This window comes from Rhodococcus sp. 2H158 (assembly GCF_053764755.1).
Genome location: NZ_JBSNCE010000025.1, coordinates 59303 through 78464, shown reverse-complemented (window position 1 = coordinate 78464; position 19162 = coordinate 59303). Strand labels below are relative to the sequence as shown.

At 71.8% G+C, this 19162-nt stretch carries 20 protein-coding genes; 14 read left to right on the top strand and 6 right to left on the bottom strand.

Translation table 11 applies throughout. From position 1 onward, the window contains the following. Positions 1-12 precede the first annotated feature (12 nt). On the bottom strand, positions 13-720 hold the full coding sequence (locus ACWPOB_RS22370) for a TIGR03089 family protein (protein WP_455402155.1): 708 nt from the start codon (positions 718-720) through the stop codon (positions 13-15). Positions 721-734: 14 nt separating this feature from the next. Then, positions 735-2270 (bottom strand): LCP family protein, encoded by a 1536-nt coding sequence (locus ACWPOB_RS22365; protein ID WP_455402154.1) that lies wholly within the window; start codon positions 2268-2270, stop codon positions 735-737. A 132-nt stretch (positions 2271-2402) separates the two neighbouring features. On the opposite strand from ACWPOB_RS22365, the gene rfbD reads away from it, so the two are divergent. From rfbD to ACWPOB_RS22345, 4 genes are read left to right on the top strand one after another with little or no spacing between them, the layout of a single operon-like run. Further along, positions 2403-3263 (top strand): dTDP-4-dehydrorhamnose reductase, encoded by an 861-nt coding sequence (rfbD, locus tag ACWPOB_RS22360; protein ID WP_029544624.1) that lies wholly within the window; start codon positions 2403-2405, stop codon positions 3261-3263. A gap of 36 nt (positions 3264-3299) precedes the next feature. Beyond that, the gene (locus ACWPOB_RS22355) at positions 3300-4205 is read left to right on the top strand and encodes a glycosyltransferase family 2 protein (RefSeq protein WP_455402153.1); all 906 of its coding nucleotides are present in this window, start codon (positions 3300-3302) and stop codon (positions 4203-4205) included. After that, positions 4202-5287 carry a mannose-1-phosphate guanylyltransferase gene (manB, locus tag ACWPOB_RS22350; protein WP_006942634.1) on the top strand — a complete coding sequence of 362 codons (1086 nt, stop codon included), beginning with the start codon at positions 4202-4204 and terminating at the stop codon, positions 5285-5287. The genes ACWPOB_RS22355 and manB overlap by 4 nt, the downstream gene beginning before the upstream one ends. Before the next feature lie 19 nt (positions 5288-5306). Further along, entirely contained in the window at positions 5307-6062 is a 756-nt protein-coding gene (locus ACWPOB_RS22345; protein ID WP_100058761.1) for an SGNH/GDSL hydrolase family protein, read from the top strand. On the opposite strand, the gene ACWPOB_RS22340 is transcribed toward ACWPOB_RS22345, so the two are convergent. The 3 genes from ACWPOB_RS22340 to cofD are packed head-to-tail and all read right to left on the bottom strand — an operon-like array spanning position 6059 to position 8992. Next, on the bottom strand, positions 6059-6622 hold the full coding sequence (locus ACWPOB_RS22340) for an NUDIX hydrolase (RefSeq protein WP_455402152.1): 564 nt from the start codon (positions 6620-6622) through the stop codon (positions 6059-6061). The two genes, ACWPOB_RS22345 and ACWPOB_RS22340, sit on opposite strands and share 4 nt — an antisense overlap. A 1-nt stretch (position 6623) precedes the next feature. After that, the gene (locus tag ACWPOB_RS22335) at positions 6624-8000 is read right to left on the bottom strand and encodes a coenzyme F420-0:L-glutamate ligase (RefSeq protein ID WP_455402166.1); all 1377 of its coding nucleotides are present in this window, start codon (positions 7998-8000) and stop codon (positions 6624-6626) included. Positions 8001-8002: 2 nt separating this feature from the next. Continuing rightward, complete coding sequence (cofD, locus tag ACWPOB_RS22330; protein ID WP_100058180.1) at positions 8003-8992, bottom strand: 2-phospho-L-lactate transferase; 990 nt, start codon at positions 8990-8992, stop codon at positions 8003-8005. 402 nt (positions 8993-9394) lie between these two features. Between cofD and ACWPOB_RS22325 the strand changes: the two genes are divergently transcribed. Beyond that, positions 9395-9658, top strand: a complete 264-nt coding sequence (locus ACWPOB_RS22325; RefSeq protein ID WP_170914112.1) for a WhiB family transcriptional regulator — start codon at positions 9395-9397, stop codon at positions 9656-9658. A gap of 5 nt (positions 9659-9663) precedes the next feature. Here the strand turns inward: ACWPOB_RS22325 and ACWPOB_RS22320 are convergent, their stop codons facing one another. Next, positions 9664-10158, bottom strand: coding sequence for a metallopeptidase family protein (locus tag ACWPOB_RS22320; RefSeq protein ID WP_037201001.1), 495 nt, complete (start codon positions 10156-10158; stop codon positions 9664-9666). Between the two features lie 88 nt (positions 10159-10246). On the opposite strand from ACWPOB_RS22320, the gene ACWPOB_RS22315 reads away from it, so the two are divergent. The 9 genes from ACWPOB_RS22315 to ACWPOB_RS22275 all read left to right on the top strand — a co-directional run bounded on the left by ACWPOB_RS22315 (position 10247) and on the right by ACWPOB_RS22275 (position 19158). Further along, a complete protein-coding gene (locus tag ACWPOB_RS22315) occupies positions 10247-10642 on the top strand; it encodes a DUF3499 domain-containing protein (RefSeq protein WP_346772708.1) in 396 nt (131 codons plus the stop codon). A 72-nt stretch (positions 10643-10714) separates the two neighbouring features. Further along, positions 10715-12082 (top strand): phosphomannomutase/phosphoglucomutase, encoded by a 1368-nt coding sequence (locus ACWPOB_RS22310; protein WP_100058179.1) that lies wholly within the window; start codon positions 10715-10717, stop codon positions 12080-12082. Positions 12083-12164: 82 nt separating this feature from the next. Continuing rightward, on the top strand, positions 12165-13250 hold the full coding sequence (locus tag ACWPOB_RS22305) for a tobH protein (RefSeq protein WP_455402151.1): 1086 nt from the start codon (positions 12165-12167) through the stop codon (positions 13248-13250). After that, the gene (gene manA, locus ACWPOB_RS22300; RefSeq protein ID WP_455402150.1) at positions 13250-14521 is read left to right on the top strand and encodes a mannose-6-phosphate isomerase, class I; all 1272 of its coding nucleotides are present in this window, start codon (positions 13250-13252) and stop codon (positions 14519-14521) included. The genes ACWPOB_RS22305 and manA overlap by 1 nt, the downstream gene beginning before the upstream one ends. A 24-nt stretch (positions 14522-14545) precedes the next feature. After that, positions 14546-14674, top strand: coding sequence for a hypothetical protein (locus tag ACWPOB_RS22295; protein ID WP_455402149.1), 129 nt, complete (start codon positions 14546-14548; stop codon positions 14672-14674). 47 nt (positions 14675-14721) lie between these two features. Further along, positions 14722-16206 (top strand): amino acid permease, encoded by a 1485-nt coding sequence (locus ACWPOB_RS22290; RefSeq protein ID WP_455402148.1) that lies wholly within the window; start codon positions 14722-14724, stop codon positions 16204-16206. Between the two features lie 46 nt (positions 16207-16252). Further along, complete coding sequence (locus ACWPOB_RS22285; protein WP_455402147.1) at positions 16253-16915, top strand: TetR family transcriptional regulator; 663 nt, start codon at positions 16253-16255, stop codon at positions 16913-16915. A 58-nt stretch (positions 16916-16973) separates the two neighbouring features. Further along, positions 16974-18461, top strand: a complete 1488-nt coding sequence (gene ahcY, locus ACWPOB_RS22280; RefSeq protein ID WP_455402146.1) for an adenosylhomocysteinase — start codon at positions 16974-16976, stop codon at positions 18459-18461. Between the two features lie 31 nt (positions 18462-18492). After that, complete coding sequence (locus ACWPOB_RS22275) at positions 18493-19158, top strand: dTMP kinase (RefSeq protein ID WP_455402145.1); 666 nt, start codon at positions 18493-18495, stop codon at positions 19156-19158. Positions 19159-19162: the final 4 nt, after the last annotated feature.

The window sequence follows — 19162 nt, the reverse complement described above, 5'->3', positions numbered from 1 at the left end:
GCCTGCCGGGCGTCAGCCGTTCAGCCGGGTGGTGACCTTCTCGCTCTCGACCCGTCGGTCCATGGCGGCGGGGTCCGGGTTGCTCACCTGCACCAGCGACGCGCCGGCGGCGAGGACGGCGAGCAGGCCGTCGATCAGCGCCTGCGGGGTCCCCCAGTCGCGGCTCGACAGCACCCGGTCCGCGCCGGTGATGCCGGCCGCCGTGGCCGCGTCCCGGGCCGCCGCGACCACCTCGCCGGCCGTCCGTCCGTCGAGCACCGGCCCGCCGTCCCCGGCGGAGCGGAACTGGTCACCGTGCACCCGCACGTGCGTCGCGTAGTCGGTGACCCCCACCGGCAGGTCCGGCACGGGCCGGCCGAACGCATCGAGCGAGAGGACGGCGACCTCGGCGACGTCCGCGACATCGTCGAGACGGTCCGCGGTGACCAGCGCGAGGTCCGCATCGTCGGGTTCGAGCACCACCTCGGCGCCGGCCCACCACGCGCCGAGCAGGACCGCGGCACTCTGCCAGTGGGCCGGGAGCAGGACGGCCACCCGGCCGCCGGGCAGCAGACCGAACTCGTCGCGCACCATGTTCGCCGTCTTGGCGGCCCAGTTCGCCAGGGTGACCGCGGACAGCTCGATCCGGGCGCCGGACGCGTCGTCGTACCACGTGATGCGGGGGCCGGCCGGGTCGGCGGCCAGGATCGGATCGAGCAGGGTGTCGGTCAGAGTGGTCACAGCTTCCTCGTTCTTCAGTTCACGCAGCGGGGGCCGGCGGAGCCGGCGTCGATCGGCGGGGCGGCCGGGACGGACGTCGGGGTGGCTCCGGCGCTCACGAGATCCGATCCGGAGGCCACGGAGGTGACGTTCGCATCCGTGCCCGGCCCCGCGTAGTCCGCGGTGAGCACCACCCGCACGGTGTCGGCGTCGAGCGACGGGTCGGCGGCGGTGGCCAGGCCGCCGAGCGCCTCCGCGACGGCACGCGCCTGGTCGGACTCGGGGTCGGCGGCGAAGACCGTCGACTCGTCCACCGCGCGGCCGGTGTGGTTGCCGACGCCGCCCTGGACGAAGCCGTCGCCGACGAGCACGGCCGCGACGCGGGAGGCCAGGCCGCCGACACCACCGGCGTTGGCGACGTCCACGGTGATCGTGCCGGCATCGACCGCCGGTGCCGCGCTCGTCGTCGGCTGCGACCCGTCGTCGCCGGAGCCGGGATCGACGAGGTCGGCGACGAAGCGGCGCACCTCCTCCGGATCCACCTGCACCACGGATTCGCCGTAGTCGGTCATCGCGTTGAGGTCCTGGACGGGGATCGTGGAGAACTGCACGGCGCCGCCGGCGAGGTCCTGCATCCGGGTGGCCAGGTCGAGGATGTCCCAGTCGGAGTCCAAGACCACCGACCTCTGCACGGCCGCGCTGAGCTGGTTCAGCTTGGACGGGTTGCTCAGCGTCTTCGCGCTGAGCACCTTCTGCACGAGTGAGGCCATGAACACCTGCTGGCGCACGATCCGGTCCAGGTCGCCGCGCGGCAGGTCGTGGCGCTGCCGGACGAAGCTCAGGGCGTCCGCGCCGTCGAGGGTCTGCTCGCCGGCGGGGAAGTTCGCCCCGGACAGCGGCTCGTCGACGGGGTTGTTCAGGCACACGTCGACGCCGCCGACGGCATCGGTGAGCAGCACGAACCCGAGCAGGCCGACCTCGGCGTAGTGGTCGACGGTGACGCCGGTCAGGTCGGCGACCGACTCGACCAGTGCCTCCCGGCCCGCCTGCGTGGCCGCCTTCTCGGCGGCCGCATCGGACTCGCCGGCCTCGACGAGCCGCAGCCGCTCGGTCTCCTTGGTGGCGCCGAACGCGGCGTTGATCTTCGACATCCCGATGTCGGGCACCTCGACGTAGGTGTCGCGGGGGATCGAGATGGCGGTGGCCGAGGTGCCGTCGAGCGGCACCCGGACCAGGATGATCGTGTCGGTGTTGTTGGCCACTTCCTCGCCGGCCCGCAGCGCGTCGAGTTCGCGCTGGGACAGCGGATTGCCGTGCGCGTCGGTGCGGCTGTCGGTGCCCACCAGGAGGATGTCGAGGGCGCCGTCCCGGCCGTCGCCCAGGGTGAGCCCGCCCACCGTGGCGAGCGACGAGCGCAGCGAATCGATGCCGCGCCATGCGACGCCGGTGACGACCAGGGTGAGCGCCGCGGCGACGCTGACGGCGATCCGCAGCGGCCGGCCGCGGAAGACCCCCGATCCTCCCCCCGCGTCGCGCGCCGGCACTCGGCGTGTGGGCGGCTCTGGCGGCACCTGGCGGTCCTCTCGTCGGGCGTCGGCGGTCGCACCCAGGCTACTGCCGAGACCGCGGCCCTTGTGGCACCCGCCGCGGCGTGCCCGGCTCGTACCGGGTGACAGCTGCCCCGGCGTGCCAGACTCGTGCCCGTGCAGACCGTTCTCGTCACCGGAGCCCGCGGACAGCTGGGCCGTCACCTGCTCACCCGCGGCGCCGCGGCCGGCCTCCCGATCCGGGGCGTCGGCGCGGAGGAGGCGGACATCACCGATCCGGATGCCGTCGCCGCGCTCGTCGAACCGGGCGCCGTCGTGCTCAACTGCGCCGCCTACACCGCCGTCGACGCGGCCGAGACCCATGTGGAGGACGCCGCCGCGGTCAACGAGTGGGGACCGGCCCATCTGGCCGCCGCGTGCGCCGCCGCCGGAGCGCACCTGATCCACGTGTCCACCGACTACGTGTTCGCCGGCGACGGGGACCGCCCGTACCGGGTCGGCGATCCGACCGGGCCCCGCACCGTCTACGGCCGGACCAAGCTTGCGGGGGAGCGCGCGGTGCTCGACCGGTTGCCGACCGCCCACGTGGTGCGCACCGCGTGGCTCTACACCGGCGAGGGCAACGACTTCGTCGCGACGATGCTGCGGCTCGAACGTGAACGCGACACCGTGCGCGTCGTCGACGATCAGGTCGGCTGCCCCACCTACGCCGCCGATCTCGCCGACGGCCTCCTCGAACTCGCCACCCGCGCCGGTGCGGTGCCCGGCGGGGTCCTGCACGCGACGAACTCCGGGCAGGCCAGCTGGTTCGACCTCGCCCGTGCGGTGTTCGCCGAGGCGGGCGCCGACCCGGGCCGCGTGCAGCCCTGCGGCAGCGACGAGTTCGTGCGGCCCGCGCCCCGCCCGGCGTACTCCGTCCTCGACGGCAGCGCGTGGGCCGCGGCCGGGCTGACGCCGCTCCGGCCGTGGCGGCCCGCGCTGCACGCCGCGATCGGCGCCCTGCGGGCCAGGGCGTGATTCGGCGCGGCCGCGGCCGGCGGCTAAGGTGACGGCGTGAGTTCGAAGCTGACCGTGGTGACGGTGACCTACTCGCCCGGTGAGCATCTGGAGCACTTCCTGACCTCGCTGACCGGCGCGACGAACCTGCCCACCCAGGTGATCCTGGCGGACAACGGGTCCACCGACGGCACCCCCGAAGACGCCGCGGCCCGGCACCCGAACGTGCGACTGCTGCACACCGGCGGCAACATCGGCTACGGCGGGGCCGTCAACCGGGCCGTCGCGGAGGTCGATCCGGCGGAGGAGTTCGTCGTCGTCGCCAATCCCGACGTGCGCTGGGGACCCGGGTCGCTGGACCGGCTGCTCGAGGCGGCGCGTCGCTGGCCGCGCGCGGCGTCCCTCGGCCCGCTGATCTTCGAACCCGACGGCACCGTCTACCCGTCGGCGCGATCGGTGCCCGGGCTGGTCTCCGGCGCCGGGCACGCGCTGCTCGGCACGGTGTGGCCGAAGAACCCGTGGACGCAGCGGTACCGGCAGGAGAACGAGACCGTTTCCGAACGCCCGGTGGGCTGGCTGTCCGGGTCGTGCCTGCTGGTGCGGCGGGCGGCGTTCGACGCGGTCGACGGCTTCGACTCGCGCTACTTCATGTACATGGAGGACGTCGATCTCGGCGACCGGTTCGGCCGGGCGGGCTGGCTCAACGTGTACGTGCCGTCCGCAGAGGTCACGCACGCGAAGGGTCACGCCGCCGGCCGGCATCCCGAGCTCATGCTGCCGGCCCACCACGACAGCGCGTACCGGTTCCAGGCGGACCGGCACCCGCATCCGTGGCAGGCGCCGCTGCGGTGGGCGCTGCGGGCCGGGCTCGCCGCCCGGTCGAGGATGTCGGTGGCCGCGGCCGCGCGGGAACGGGCGCGGGCGGCCGAGGCGGGCAACACCACGGAACAGGGGACACGATGACGAACGATGCTGCGCCGCACACCGATGCGGTGATCCTGGTGGGCGGGCAGGGGACCCGGCTGCGGCCGCTGACCCTGTCCGCGCCGAAGCCGATGCTGCCCACCGCCGGCGTGCCGTTCCTGACGCACCTGCTCACGCGCATCCGTGCGGCCGGCATCAAGCACGTGGTGCTCGGAACATCCTTCAAGGCGGAGGTGTTCGAGGACTACTTCGGCGACGGCTCGGAACTGGGTCTCGAGATCGAGTACGTCACCGAGGCGGAGCCGCTGGGCACCGGCGGCGGCATCCGCAACGTGCTGCCCAGGCTGCGCGCCGACAACGTCATGGTCTTCAACGGTGACGTGCTCGGCGGCACGGATCTGGGCGCGGTGCTCGACACGCACCTGCGCACCGACGCCGACGTGACGCTGCACCTGGTGCGCGTGGGCGACCCCCGCGCGTTCGGGTGCGTGCCCACCGACGAGGAGGGCCGGGTCACCGCGTTCCTGGAGAAGACGCAGGATCCGCCGACGGACCAGATCAACGCCGGCTGTTACGTCTTCAAGCGCGAGATCATCGAGTCGATCCCCGAGGGTCGTCCGGTCTCCGTGGAACGTGAGGTCTTTCCGTCCCTGCTGGCGGAGGGCAAGCGCGTGTACGGGCACGTCGACGCCGCCTACTGGCGGGACATGGGCACGCCGGAGGACTTCGTGCGCGGCTCGGCAGACCTGGTGCGCGGCATCGCACCGTCGCCCGCGCTCGGTGGGCAGCGCGGCGAATCCCTCGTCCATCCCGGTGCCTCCGTCGCGCCCGGTGCCCTGCTGATCGGCGGCACCGTCGTCGGCCGCGGCGCCGAGATCGGCGCCGGCGCACGCCTGGACGGCGCGGTGATCTTCGACGGCGCGAGGGTGGAGGCCGGTGCGGTGATCGAGCGGTCCATCATCGGATTCGGGGTCCGGGTCGGTCCCCGCGCCCTGATCCGCGACGGGGTGATCGGCGACGGCGCCGACATCGGGGCGCGCTGCGAGCTGCTGCGCGGCGCCCGGGTCTGGCCCGGTGTGCAGATCCCCGACGGGGGGATCCGTTTCAGCACCGACGTGTGAGCACGGGGGGGGTCCACGAATGAAGTTCGAACGGTATGTGGCACTGGGTGATTCGTTCACCGAAGGCGTCGGGGACCCGGATCCGGCCCGGCCCAACGGGTTGCGTGGCTGGGCGGATCTCGTCGCCGAGGAGCTCGCCCGCGACAACCCGGGGTTCGGGTATGCGAACCTCGCCGTGCGCGGACGGCTGCTGCGCCCGATCCTCGACGAGCAGCTCGACGCGGCGATCGCGATGCGACCGGACCTGGTGACGATCTATGCCGGTGGCAACAACCTGATGCGTCCGAAGCTCGACCTCGACGCGTTGGCAGCCGAGTACGACGACGCGATCGGCAAGCTCGCCGCGACGGGTGCGCGAGTGCTCGTGTGGACGGCCTACGACGGCAGCTGGGCGCCGGTGTTCCGGATCCTGCGTGGTCGCTGGGCCGTCTACAACGAGCTGGTCCGGGAGATCGCCGACCGTCACGGTGCGGCGATCGTCGACTTCTGGCGGTTCGACGAATACCGCGACCTGCGGATGTGGGATTTCGACCGGCTCCACATGTCGCCGGCCGGGCACCGGAACATGGCGATCCGCGTGCTCGATCTCCTCGGTGTGGCGCACACGCTCACCCCGGCCGAATTCGATGCCGCGCCGGTGGTCTCGGCGGCGAAGCGGGCCGAGGACCGCCGGTGGGCACGCGAGTTCCTGATTCCCTGGGTCGGGCGGCGCCTGCGCGGCACCTCCTCGGGCGACGGCATCGAACCGAAACGCCCCATGCCGCAAACGGTCTAACGGCCCGCCCCGGTGCGTGCGGCGGCGAGGCCGAGCAGGTGCCCGAGGGTGTCGTGCTCGGCCTCCGGCGGCAGCCCGTCGACCGGCCACCAGCGCAGGTCGGTGGATTCCGCGCTGCGGACGGGCACGGCCCCGGGCGGCGCGACGACGAGGAACCGCAGGTCGAGGTGCCGGGTGGGGCGGCCCAGCGAGCAGGTGATCGGATGGGTGTGCGCCGAGAGCAGTTCCGGATCGATGACCAGGTTCTCGATGCCGGACTCCTCGGTCGCCTCCCGCAGCGCCGCCCCGACGACCGTCTCGTCGGATTCCTCGCAGTGCCCGCCGAGCTGGATCCACCGCCCCACCCGGGGATGCAGGGTGAGCAGCACGTGCCGGCGGTCGGCGTCGAGCACGAGCGACGACGCCGTGACGTGTCCGGGCACGTGCCTGCGGAGGCACCCCTCGGGCGCGGCGTCGAGGAACGCGAGCATGGTGTGCCGCAGCGACTCCGCGTCCACCGAGTCGGTCCGCCAGTTCTGCAGCCGGTCGACGGCCGAGGTGTGCAGCGTGGACGCGGTCACCTCAAAGCTCCAGCAGCAGGTCGCCGGCCGCGGGGGCGACGCGCGGTGTCGCCGGCTCGAGGGGGTGCCCGACGGCGATCGCGCCGAGCGGCGACCAGTCCCCGGGCAGGCCGAGTTCACGCCGCACGACGTCCGGGGCGAAGATCGTCGACCCGATCCAGCAGCTGCCGAGCCCGCGCACGGCGAGCGAGACCAGCAGGCCCTGGACCGCGGCGCCGGCGGCGACGGTGAACATCGTGGCCTCGGCGGCGGTGCGGCGGGCGTCGGGGTAGCTGTGCGCGCCGTCGGGAATCCAGAACGGGATCACCATTTCGGGGGCGTCGTAGAGGATGGCGCCGCGGCCGACCCGACGGTCGATCGCCGCCGGGTCGAGCCCGTCGCCGGCGAGGTCTGCGGCCCAGCGTTCGCGCATGCGGTCGAGCAGCCGCCGGCGGACCTGCTCGGTGCGGACCCAGACGAACCGCACCGGCTGGGTGTGGTGCGGCGCCGGAGCGGTGAGCGCCTCGGCGACCGCGTCCCGCAGATCCTCGGGATCGACCGGCTCCGAGGAGAATTCGCGCACCGACCGGCGCAACAGCAGCGCCTCACGGCGGCCCTGCTCGAGTGCCTCGGCGGTGCCGAGCCAGAACAGGTCGTCCTCCCCGCCGCGGATCAGTTCCTGTGCGGTGGAACCGTTGTCGGGCAGGTCGAGGCCGCGGACCACCGCGACCGGTACCCCGCCCAGCTTGCCCTTGACGAGGTCGCCCGCGGCGGCGATCTCGTCGGCGACGGCGACGGCGGTGACGAACAGCTCGTTGCCCTGTGCGTCCCGGGATCCCGCATATTCGTGCAGGACCGGGATCCCGGCCGCACCGATCGCGGCGTCGGTCTGGCCGACGCGCCAGGCCCGGCCCATCGTGTCGGTGACGACCACCGCGACCGTCACGCCGAGCAGGGTCCCCAGGCGCTCCCGCAGCGCCGCGGCGCTCGCGTCCGGGTCCTCGGGCAGCAGGGCGAGTTCGGATGCGGCGACGTTGGAGCCGTCGATCCCGGAGGCCGCCTGCACGATCCCGAGCCGGTTCTCGGTGATGAGGGTGCGGCCCTTGCGGGCGAGCACGCGTACGGCCTCCTGGTCGACGAGGCGGCGCCGGAGCGCGTCGCGGGCCTCGGGGTCGGTGGGGGCGTCGACGATGCGGCCCTCGACCTTGGAGAAGACCTTGCTGGTGACGACGAGGACGTCCCCGTCGGCGAGCCAGGGAGCGGCGGTGGCCACTGCGGCGGCGAGGTCGTCGCCGGGCCGGAACTCGGGCAGGCCCGGCACCGGGAGGATCTCGATCGGCCGCCCGGGGGAGTGGTCGCGCACTCCGGCGGCGGTCCCGGTGGCCGTGTCGGTGGGCATGGTCACGGCGTCACTCCTGCCAGTTCCAATGCGGCGCGAGCCATCTCGGCTGTCGCGTCGGGATCGGTCATGAGCAGCGGCACGCTGCGCACCTCGACGCCGGGCACATCGGCGGTGTCGGTGGAGTGGATCAGCCACCCGTCGAGCAGGCCCGCGCCGCTGCGGGCGCCGTAGTGCCGCCCGACGCCCTGGGCGGTCGACTCGACGCCGATCACGTCGAGGCAGGCGTCGGCCATGCCGCGCAACGGCTTTCCGTCGATCACCGGCGACAGGCCGACGATCTTCGCGGACGTGGTGCGCAGCGCGCCGCGCAGGCCGGGGATCGCGAGGAGCGCGCCGATGCTCACCACCGGGTTCGACGGGGCGAGGATCACCACGTCCGCCGATTCGATCGCCGCGAGCACCCCGGGAGCGGGGGCGGCCTTCTCGGCGCCGATGTGCGCGAAGCTGTGCGTGGGGACCTGCGCGCGGTGCCGGACCCACCATTCCTCGAAGTGCACGGCGCGCTGCTCGCCGTCGGCCGGATCGGTGATGACCACGTGGGTCTCGCTGCGGTCGTCGGAGACCGGGAGCAGGGTGACGCCGGGCTTCCACCGGTCGCACAGGGCCTCGGTCACGGCCGAGAGCGGGTATCCGGCGCCCAGCAACTGGGTGCGCAGCAGGTGGGTCGCGATGTCGCGGTCGCCGAGACCGAACCAGTCGGGTGTGGCGCCGTACGCCGCCAGCTCCTCCTTCGCGTGCCAGGTCTCGTCGGCCCGGCCCCATCCGCGTTCGGTGTCGATCCCGCCGCCGAGGGTGTACATGCACGTGTCCAGGTCGGGGCAGATCCGCAGCCCGTGCATCCAGACGTCGTCGCCGATGTTGACGATCGCGGTGACCCGGTGTGCGGCGTCGGGGTCGAGGTCGCGGCCGGGTTCGATGCCGAGGAGCCGGCGCACGCCGGTGAGAAAACGCGCACCTCCGACGCCGCCGACCAATACAGTCACGTTCACAGGGCAAGCCTAGGCGGTGCGCCGGGTGGGCTGCCGGGGTGCCTGCGCGCCCGGGCGGCGGGTGCGCAGCGGCACGGTGGAGAACCCCGGATGGTAAGGCAGCGGCGCCGCTCGGCTTGACCGCGACACGCCCCACGTGTCTAATCACATAAGTGTCATTTCCAGTGAACCGGGGCCGAGATCGGTTGTGGTGAACTGCATTCGAACGCATGTTCGACCGGGATGGCGCGGAGTGGGCCGGTTTCGACGAGAGTGGCAGCGCTGCAGGTGAGGAGGCGAACGATGGCCGACGAGCGCGAATGGTTCGAGAGCTCTCGGATCGACACTGCAGGCATCGACACTGCAGGCGAGGACGTTCGGGACGACATCGACGGCATCGGGGGGGACGCGCCCGCGCGACCCGTGCTCAGCCTGATCGATGGTTTCGGCGACCCGTCCGACGGTGGCGACGAACAGTGGCAGGAACGCGCGCTGTGCGCGCAGACGGATCCCGAGGCGTTCTTCCCCGAGAAGGGCGGATCGACCCGGGAGGCGAAGCGGATCTGCTTGGGCTGCGAGGTCCGGGACGAGTGTCTCGAATACGCGCTGGCCAACGACGAGCGCTTCGGCATCTGGGGCGGTCTGTCGGAGCGGGAGCGCCGGCGCCTCAAGCGCGGCATCGTCTGAGGACGTCAGTCCTCGTCGAAGCCGCCGAGCTCGGGGTCGATGACCTCGGGCTCCACGCCGAGGTAGGTGGCGACCTGGTGCACGAGCACGTCGTGCACCAGATCGGTGAGATCCTCGGGATCCTTCGCCCGCAGTTCGAGCGGGCGGCGGAAGAGCACGATCCGGGCCCGCGTCGCGGCGCCGCGACGGTCGATCCCCGCGGGCACGAGCCGCGACAGCGGCACCGGACCGTCCGCGACCACCTCTGACGGCCAGTTCACCGAGTCGGGGTCGAGGGCGCGGATCTTGGGCACCTCGTCGACGGCGATGTCGAGCTTGGTCAGCCGGTCGTGCCACTGCGCGTCGATCGGGGCGAACGCCCCCAGCACGAGCAGATCGAACTTCTCCGCCCGCGAGCGCCACGCCGGCAGCTCGTGCGGGAACAACGGCCCGCGCACGCCGCGGCCGCGTCGCGCGACCGAGCGGGACGTCACGGGGCGGGAACGGCGCGATCGGTGCATGCTCTGGACAGTACGACACGAAAATCCGAACCGGGTTCTCCGGTGTGTCCGGATAGTCCCCGGGCGGACGGCGCGCTACTCTCCGACTGTGAGATCACTGCGTCGATGCTGCCGGCCTGGGTGCAAGAACCCTGCTGTTGCGACGCTGACCTACGTGTACTCGGACTCCACCGCGGTCGTCGGTCCGCTGGCGACGGTCGCCGAGCCGCACTCGTGGGATCTGTGCGAATCGCACGGCTCGCGGATCACCGCGCCGAAGGGGTGGGAGCTGGTCCGGTACGAGGGTGCCTTCACCACCGGCACTCCGGACGAGGACGACCTGACCGCCCTGGCCGAGGCGGTGCGTGAGGCCGGTCTCGGCGAGCGTGGCCGAACCGACTCCGACGACACCGATTCCGGTGTCCCCACGGCGCTGGCCGCGCCGCCCACGGCCCGCACCGGCCGTCGTGGCCACCTGCGCGTGTTGCCCGATCCCACGTCCTGATCGTCGCCCACTAGGCTGACCGTGCCCCGCCGCGGAGGCGGCGGTGCCAGTCGACGATCAGGAGCAGCAACAGTGGCGAGATCTGCCGAGTCCGTGTCCGCCGTGGTCAAGGCATACGACGTGCGTGGCGTGGTGGGAGAACAGCTCGATGCCGGGTTCGTCCGTGATGTCGGAGCCTCCTTCGCTCGCCTGATGCGCGACGGCGGTGCCACCCGCATCGTGATCGGCCACGACATGCGCGAATCGTCCCCGCAGCTGTCGCAGGCCTTCGCCGCCGGCGTCACCGCCCAGGGACTCGACGTCGTACACATCGGACTCGCCTCCACCGACCAGCTGTACTTCGCCTCCGGCATCCTCGAGGCCCCCGGCGCCATGTTCACCGCGAGCCACAACCCGGCGCGCTACAACGGCATCAAGCTGTGCCGGGCCGGGGCGAAGCCGGTCGGGCAGGAGACGGGCCTCGCCACCATCGCCGCCGAACTCGCCGCCGGCGTCCCGGACTTCGACGGCGCCCCCGGCACCGTTTCCGAACGGGACGTGCTCGCCGACTACGCCGCGTTCGTCCGCTCGCGGGTGGACCTGTCGGCGATGCGCCCGCTGAAGGTCGCCGTCGACGCCGGCAACGGCATGGGCGGGCACACGGTGCCGGCGGTGTTCGGCGCGCTCCCGATCGACCTCGTGCCGCTGTACTTCGAACTCGACGGCACCTTCCCCAACCACGAGGCCAACCCGCTCGATCCCGCCAACCTGGTGGACCTGCAGAAGCTCGTGCGCGAATCCGGCGCCGACCTCGGCCTCGCGTTCGACGGCGACGCCGACCGCTGCTTCGTCGTCGACGAGCGCGGCGAGCCGGTCACTCCGTCGGCGGTCACCGCGCTGGTGGCCTCGCGGGAACTCGCCAAGGAACCCGGGTCGACGATCATCCACAACCTCATCACCTCACGCGCGGTGCCGGAACTGGTCGCCGAACTCGGCGGCAAGCCCGTCCGCACCCGCGTCGGGCACTCGTTCATCAAGCAGCAGATGGCCGAGACCGGGGCCGTGTTCGGGGGCGAGCACTCCGCGCACTACTACTTCCGCGACTTCTGGGGCGCGGACTCGGGCATGCTCGCCGCGCTGCACGTGCTCGCCGCGCTCGCCGGCCAGGACCGGCCGCTGTCCGAGCTGATGGCCAGCTACGACCGGTACGCGGCGTCCGGAGAGATCAACTCCACCGTCGCCGACGCCGCGGAGCGCACCGCCGCCGTGCTCGAGGCATTCGGCGATCGTGCCGAATCGGTCGACCGGCTCGACGGCGTCACCGTCGAGCTCGCCGACGGCGCCTGGTTCAACCTGCGCGCCTCCAACACCGAGCCGCTGCTGCGGCTCAACGTCGAGGCCCGCACCGCCGAACAGGTCGACGCGCTGGTGAGGGAAATCCTGGCAATCGTGCGCGCGTGACGGAAGTATCCGTGGCGGGGATAATCGAGTTCCCGGGACCCGGCGCCGGGACGGTTCGAGTCGGAAGGATGGTGGCGCAGCCATGACGGCTCCCTCTTCGTTCCTCGACTTGGACGACACGGACGCCCTGATCGACGCGGACGTCGACGGGATCCTGCGGTTCGCCGCGCTCGGTGGGGCCCAGATCCGGGCCACCGCCGCGGCCGTCGACGAGCAGATCCTCGACCGCCTGCACGGCCTGCACCCCCGCAGCGTGGTGCTCGTGTGCGGCGACGCGCGCGCCGCGCGCGCGGCCGAACTGGTCGTCGCGATGCTTGCGGCCCGCTCGGCCGTGCCGCTGGTCACGGCCCCCGTCACGCCGCCGTGGGTCGGCCCGCTCGACGTCGTCGTCGTCGCGGGCGACGACGCGGGCGACCCGCAGCTCGCCGAGTCGGTCGCCGCGGCCCTGCGGCGCGGTGCCGAGGTGGTCGTCGACGCCCCGGACGAGGGTCCGATCCGGGCGGCGACCGCCGGCCGTGCGATGCTGCTGCCCCCACGGATCCGGGTGCCGGGGGCGTATTCACTCCTGCGGCACCTCGCCGTGTTCCTTGCGGTGGTGGTCGCGATGGAGGCCACCCGCACGGCGAGCGCGGTTCCCCCGCTGGCCGATCTCGCCGATTCGGCGGACGCGGAGGCCGGTCGCGACCAGCCGGGCAGCGAGGTGTTCCACAACCCGGCGAAGGCGCTCGCGGCCCGCATCCAGTCGCGTCGGGTGGCGCTGGCCGGCGACTCCGCGGTGACGGCCGCGCTGGCCCGGCACGCCGGGGAGTCCCTCCTGCAGGTGGCCGGCGTGATCGCGTCGGCGTCGGCGTTGTCGGACGTCCTCGCCGCCCGGGACCGGCTCATCGCGAGACCGCCGGCGAGCGGGGAACCGTACGATCCGTTCTTCCACGACGAACAGCTCGACGGGCCGGTGCCCGCACCCCCGGCGCGGGTGTTCGTGCTGAGCGTGGAGGAGGATCGGCGGCAGGCGGAGCGGCGCGCGGCAGCGCTGCCGGACATGGAGTTGGTATCGGTGGTGGGGGAGTTCGAGGCGAAGGCGGTGCCGCCGGTGCCGGAGCAGGTGGCGGTGCTGGCCGTGCGATTCGAGATGGCCGCGGCCTATCTGCGGTTGGTCGGTGGTTGCTAGTGCTCCGACTCGAAGGTGCGCTGCGTTCGTATGCCTGGGGTTCGCGCACCGCGATCGCGGCGCTGTGCGGCCGTACGGTGCCGTCCGCGCATCCGGAGGCGGAACTGTGGCTGGGTGCGCATCCCGCGGACCCGGCGCGCGTGGTGAGCACCAACGGCGACGGCCCGGGCGGGAGCGCATCGCTGCTCGACGTGCTCGAGGCCGATCCGGGCGGGCATCTGGGGCCGGCGACACTGAGCCGGTTCGGGCCGCGGCTGCCGTTCCTGCTCAAGTTGCTCGCCGCCGAGGAGCCACTGTCGTTGCAGGCCCATCCGAGCGCCGAACAGGCCGCCGAGGGCTTCGCCCGGGAGGAGGCCGCGGGCCTGCCCCTCGAGTCGCCGGTGCGGAACTACCGCGATGCGAGTCACAAGCCCGAACTCGTCGTCGCGCTCACCCGCTTCGAGGCGCTCGCCGGTTTCCGGGATCCGCATCGCACCGTCGAGCTGCTCGGCGCCCTCGAGGTTCCCGAGCTCGACCCGTACATCGGGTTGCTCGCCGGGCAGCCCGACTCGGACGGCCTGCGGGCGCTGTTCACCATCTGGATCACGCTGCCGCAGTCGGTGCTGTCGGCGTTGCTGCCGCGGGTGCTCGACGGCTGCGTGACGTACCTGGCGACGCACAACGGCAACGGCACGGCCTCGTTCGCCGAGGAGGTGCGGACCGTGCTGCAGCTGGCCGAGTTCTACCCGGGCGACGCGGGGGTGCTCGCTGCGGTACTGCTCAACCGGATCACCCTCGAGCCGGGACAGGGTCTGTTCCTCGCCGCGGGGAACCTGCACGCATACCTGCACGGCATGGCCGTGGAGATCATGGCCAACTCGGACAACGTGCTGCGCGGCGGCCTCACGCCGAAACACGTCGACGTGCCGGAGTTGCTGCGGGTGCTCGATTTCCGTCCCGTGGACGTGCCGATCCTCGAACCGGAGCCGTCCGGGCCGGGCGAGGTGCGCTACCGGACTCCCGCCCCGGAGTTCGCGCTGTCGCGCGTCGATCTGCCCGCCGGCTCCGGTGCCGCACCGGACGCCGTCACCCTGCCGCCGTGCGGCCCGCAGATCCTGTTGTGCACCGCCGGGGTGGCCGGCGTGGAATGCGGCGGGCGGAGCCTGCAGCTGTCGGCCGGGCAGGCGGTGTGGCTGTCGGCGTCCGACCCGGCCGTCACGGTGCGGGCGGCCGGCGAGCCGGCGCAACTGTTCCGCGCGCGGTTGGCGGACACCGGCGTTCCCGTCGACTAGCGGAAATCGACTCGTTTCCGATCGATGAAGGGTGCTGTTCTCCTCGGCTCGTTGTTCGCGATCGACGACGCCGAGGCCTGGGTGCGGGCCGCCGTCCCCGCCGTCCGGCTGATCTACCTCGAGCCCGACCTGTTCCGTACCCCGGTGGCGTAGGAAGTCGCCACTCCGGGTACTTCGCTCCGGAGGAAAGGGAGTGCCCGATGACCGAGACCGGCGGCGTATCCCGCAGCGGACTGTTCCGTACCAAGTCGGTGGAGCGATCCATTCTCGACACCGACGAACCGGATTCCAGGCTGCGCAAGGACCTCACAGCGTGGGACCTGATCGTGTTCGGCGTGGCCGTCGTCATCGGCGCCGGCATCTTCACACTCACGGCCCGGACGGCCGGCAACGTCGCCGGCCCGTCCGTGTCCCTCGCGTTCGTGCTCGCGGCCGTGGCCTGCGCGCTCGCGGCGCTGTGCTACGCCGAGTTCGCGTCGACCGTGCCCGTTGCCGGGAGCGCCTACACATTCTCCTTCGCGACGTTCGGCGAGTTCGTCGCGTGGATCATCGGCTGGGACCTCATCCTCGAGTTCGCTCTCGCCGCCGCCGTGGTCGGCAAGGGCTGGTCGCTGTATCTCGGTGAGGTGCTCGGCGGCCTGTCGCCGGTGGCATCTCTCGGGCCCGTGAAGGTGGACTGGGGCGCGATCCTGATCGTCGCGGTGATCGGGGTCCTCATAGCCACGGGCACGAAGCTCTCCTCGCGCGTGTCACTGGTGATCACCTCGATCAAGATCGCCGTCGTCCTGTTCGTCATCGCGCTCGGCGTCTTCTACATCGACACCGACAACTACACCCCGTACGTCCCGCCGTCGGAATCTGCCTCGACCGGCGAGGGCCTGCGTCAGTCGCTGTTCTCCTTCCTCACCGGGGCCGGGGGCAGCACGTTCGGGTGGTACGGCCTGCTCGCCGCCGCGAGCCTGGTGTTCTTCGCATTCATCGGGTTCGACGTGGTGGCCACTACGGCGGAGGAGACGCGGCATCCCCAGCGGGCCGTTCCCATCGGGATCCTGGGCTCCCTCGCGATCGTCACCGTGCTGTACGTGGCGGTGAGCTTCGTCCTCACCGGGATGGTGAACTACAAGGAACTGGCCGGAGACGAATCGACGCTCGCGACGGCGTTCGCGCTCAACGGGATGGACTGGGCCAAGAATCTCATCTCGGTCGGTGCCCTCGCCGGCCTGACCACAGTCGTGATGGTCCTGATGCTGGGCCAGACCCGGGTCCTGTTCGCGATGGCACGCGACGGCCTCGTTCCGCGACGGTTGTCGCACACCGGCCGGCACGGTACCCCGGTGCGGACGACCGTGCTGGTGACGGCCGTGGTCGCCGTCCTCGCCGGCCTCATTCCGCTCGGGACCCTCGAGGAGATGGTCAACATCGGGACGCTCTTCGCGTTCGTCCTGGTCTCGATGGGGGTGATCGTGCTGCGCCGGACCCGGCCGGACCTCGAGCGCGGCTTCCGGGTGCCCGCGGTGCCGCTCGTACCGATTCTCGCGGTACTCGCCTGCGTGTGGCTCATGGCCAACCTGTCGGTGGAGACGTGGTTGCGGTTCGTGGTGTGGATGGTGATCGGCGTGGTCGTCTACTTCACCTACAGTCGCCGGCACTCGGTACTTGCGGAACCGGCGGCGCCGCGCCGGTAGATCCATTCGTGTTGACGGGATCCGTCCCGCGTGAAACCGTCGCGGCATGTCGATCGTGCACGAATCGTCCCCCGCCGGGGAGCCCCCGCGAGCCGGGGAACCCGAGGACCGGCAACGCGTACCGTTCCACGAGGCCAGCCGGATGCTGCTGCGCAACTCGGTGCTCGATGCCATGCGGGACCTGCTCACCGCCCGCGACTGGTCCGCAGTCACCATGACGGACGTCGCCCGGGGCGCCGGTGTGAGCCGGCAGACGCTCTACAACGAGTTCGCCTCGCGGCAGGGCCTGGCCCAGGCGTACGCCCTGCGCCTGGTCGATCAGTTCGTCGACGCCGTCGACGACGCGATCTACACCCACGTCGGGCAGGCGCGCGACGCCCTCGTCGAGGGGTTCACGTCGTTCTTCGTCGAGAGCAGCGCCGACCCGCTGATCCAGTCGCTGCTGCGCGGCGAGGCCAAGCCCGACCTGTTGCGGTTGATCACCACCGATTCGGCGCCGCTCATCGAGCGGGCGTCCGCCCGGCTGTCGGAAACCTTCCAGCGCAGCTGGGTACAGGCGCCCGCGTCGGATGCGGGCATCCTGGGCCGCGCCATCGTGCGCATCGCGATGAGCTACATCTCCATGCCGCCCGAGTCCGACCGGGACGTCGCCGCGGACCTGGCGGAGCTGCTCGGGCCGTTCATCGATCGCTCCGCCCGGCACGACTGAGCAGCGAGTTGTATAGCCTGTTGGCAGAACCGACTGACAACAGGAGAGGCATTCTCACGTGTCCGACACCAAGCTCGTGGCCGACCAGCTGAATGGGATCGACTTCAAGGTCGCCGATCTGTCCCTCGCCGAATTCGGCCGCAAGGAGATCCGGCTGGCCGAGCACGAGATGCCCGGCCTGATGGCGCTGCGCCGCGAGTACGCGGAGGTGCTGCCGCTGAAGGGTGCGCGGATCTCCGGCTCGCTGCACATGACCGTCCAGACGGCCGTGCTGATCGAGACGCTCGTCGCGCTCGGCGCGGAGGTGCGCTGGGCCTCGTGCAACATCTTCTCGACCCAGGACCATGCCGCCGCTGCGGTCGTCGTCGGCCCGCACGGCACCGTGGAGGCCCCCCGCGGTGTGCCGGTGTTCGCATGGAAGGGCGAGACCCTCGAGGAGTACTGGTGGGCTGCCGAGCGGATGCTCACCTGGCCCGCCGCCGCCGATGGGACACCGCGGCCGGCCAACATGATCCTCGACGACGGCGGTGACGCCACCATGCTGGTGCTCAAGGGCGCGCAGTTCGAGAAGGCGGGTGTGGTGCCGCCGGTGGACGAGGAGCACGACTCCGCCGAGTACCGGGTGTTCCTGGCGCTGCTGCGCGAGTCCCTCGCGCAGGACGCGAAGAAGTGGACGGCGATCGCCGAGTCGGTGCGCGGCGTCACCGAGGAGACCACCACCGGTGTGCTGCGGCTGTACCAGCTCTCGGCCGGCGGCGACCTGGCGTTCCCCGCGATCAACGTCAACGACTCGGTCACCAAGAGCAAGTTCGACAACAAGTACGGCACCCGGCACTCGCTGCTCGACGGCATCAACCGCGGCACCGACGTGCTCATCGGCGGCAAGGCCGCCCTGGTGTGCGGCTACGGGGACGTCGGCAAGGGCTGCGCGGAGGCGCTGCGCGGGCAGGGTGCGCGCGTGTCGGTCACCGAGATCGACCCGATCAACGCGCTGCAGGCGCTGATGGACGGCTTCGATGTCGTCACGGTCGAGGGCTTCATCGAGCAGGCCGACATCGTGATCACCGCGACCGGCAACAAGGACATCATCACCTTCGACCACATGCGCCGCATGAAGCACCAGGCGATCCTGGGCAACATCGGCCACTTCGACAACGAGATCGACATGGCCGGACTCGAGCGGGCGGCGGACGTCACCCGCATCAACATCAAGCCGCAGGTCGACGAGTTCCGTTTCGCCGACGGGCATTCCATCCTCGTGCTGTCCGAGGGCCGGTTGCTCAACCTCGGCAACGCCACGGGCCACCCGTCGTTCGTGATGAGCAACTCGTTCGCCAACCAGGTGATCGCCCAGATCGAGCTGTGGACCAAGCCGGACGAGTACGACAACGAGGTCTACCGCCTGCCCAAGCACCTGGACGAGAAGGTCGCCCGCATCCACGTCGAGGCCCTCGGCGGCGAGCTCACCAAGCTGTCCAAGGACCAGGCCGAGTACATCGGGGTCGACGTGGAGGGCCCGTACAAGCCCGAGCACTACCGGTACTGAGCACGGTAGCGAGGATCGCAGGACACCGCCGATGGGCACGTTGATCGTCGTGGAGGGGCTCGACGGGGCCGGCAAGCGGACACTGTCCGCCGGCCTCGTCGAGGCTTGGCGCGCAGCGGGATTCGTCGTCACGACGCTCGCGTTCCCGCGCTACGGCGTGTCGGTGCACGCCGACCTCGGTGCCGAGGCCCTGCGGGGCCGGCACGGTGACACGGCCTCGAGCATCGAGGCGATGGCGTTGCTGTGGGCCCTCGATCGGCGCGACGCCGCCGACGAGTTGCGGAAGCTCCTGGCGGACAACGACATCGTGCTGCTCGACCGGTACGTCGCGTCCAACGCCGCCTACACCGCCGCGCGGCACCACGAGGACGGCTCGGGGCCGTCGGTGGAATGGGTCCGCGAGCTCGAGTTCGACCGGTTCGCGCTGCCCGTACCGGATCTGCAGCTGCTGCTGCGGGTGCCCGTGGAACTGGCTGCGCAGCGGGCCCGCAGTCGCGCCGCTGCCGACACGGCCCGCGATCGGGACGCGTACGAACGGGACTCGGGTCTGCAGGCCCGGACCGGGCAGGTGTACGACGACCTCGCGCGCCGACAGTGGATGTCGCCGTGGCGGGTTGCCGGACCCGACGCCGATCCGCGACAACTCGCCGCCGAGATCTCAAATCAGCTTCACCACGGTCGAGGAGTGACACGATAGAAGC

What these genes read in the sequence shown, in the direction of transcription:
- manB (WP_006942634.1), top strand. Translation starts at nt 4,202, where the DNA reads ATGACGAACGATGCTGCGCCGCACACCGATGCGGTGATCCTGGTGGGC.
- ACWPOB_RS22345 (WP_100058761.1), top strand. Translation starts at nt 5,307, where the DNA reads ATGAAGTTCGAACGGTATGTGGCACTGGGTGATTCGTTCACCGAAGGC.
- ACWPOB_RS22335 (WP_455402166.1), bottom strand. Translation starts at nt 8,000, where the DNA reads ATGCCCACCGACACGGCCACCGGGACCGCCGCCGGAGTGCGCGACCAC.
- ACWPOB_RS22320 (WP_037201001.1), bottom strand. Translation starts at nt 10,158, where the DNA reads ATGCACCGATCGCGCCGTTCCCGCCCCGTGACGTCCCGCTCGGTCGCG.
- ACWPOB_RS22305 (WP_455402151.1), top strand. Translation starts at nt 12,165, where the DNA reads ATGACGGCTCCCTCTTCGTTCCTCGACTTGGACGACACGGACGCCCTG.
- ACWPOB_RS22295 (WP_455402149.1), top strand. Translation starts at nt 14,546, where the DNA reads ATGAAGGGTGCTGTTCTCCTCGGCTCGTTGTTCGCGATCGACGACGCC.
- ACWPOB_RS22290 (WP_455402148.1), top strand. Translation starts at nt 14,722, where the DNA reads ATGACCGAGACCGGCGGCGTATCCCGCAGCGGACTGTTCCGTACCAAG.
- ACWPOB_RS22285 (WP_455402147.1), top strand. Translation starts at nt 16,253, where the DNA reads ATGTCGATCGTGCACGAATCGTCCCCCGCCGGGGAGCCCCCGCGAGCC.
- ACWPOB_RS22275 (WP_455402145.1), top strand. Translation starts at nt 18,493, where the DNA reads ATGGGCACGTTGATCGTCGTGGAGGGGCTCGACGGGGCCGGCAAGCGG.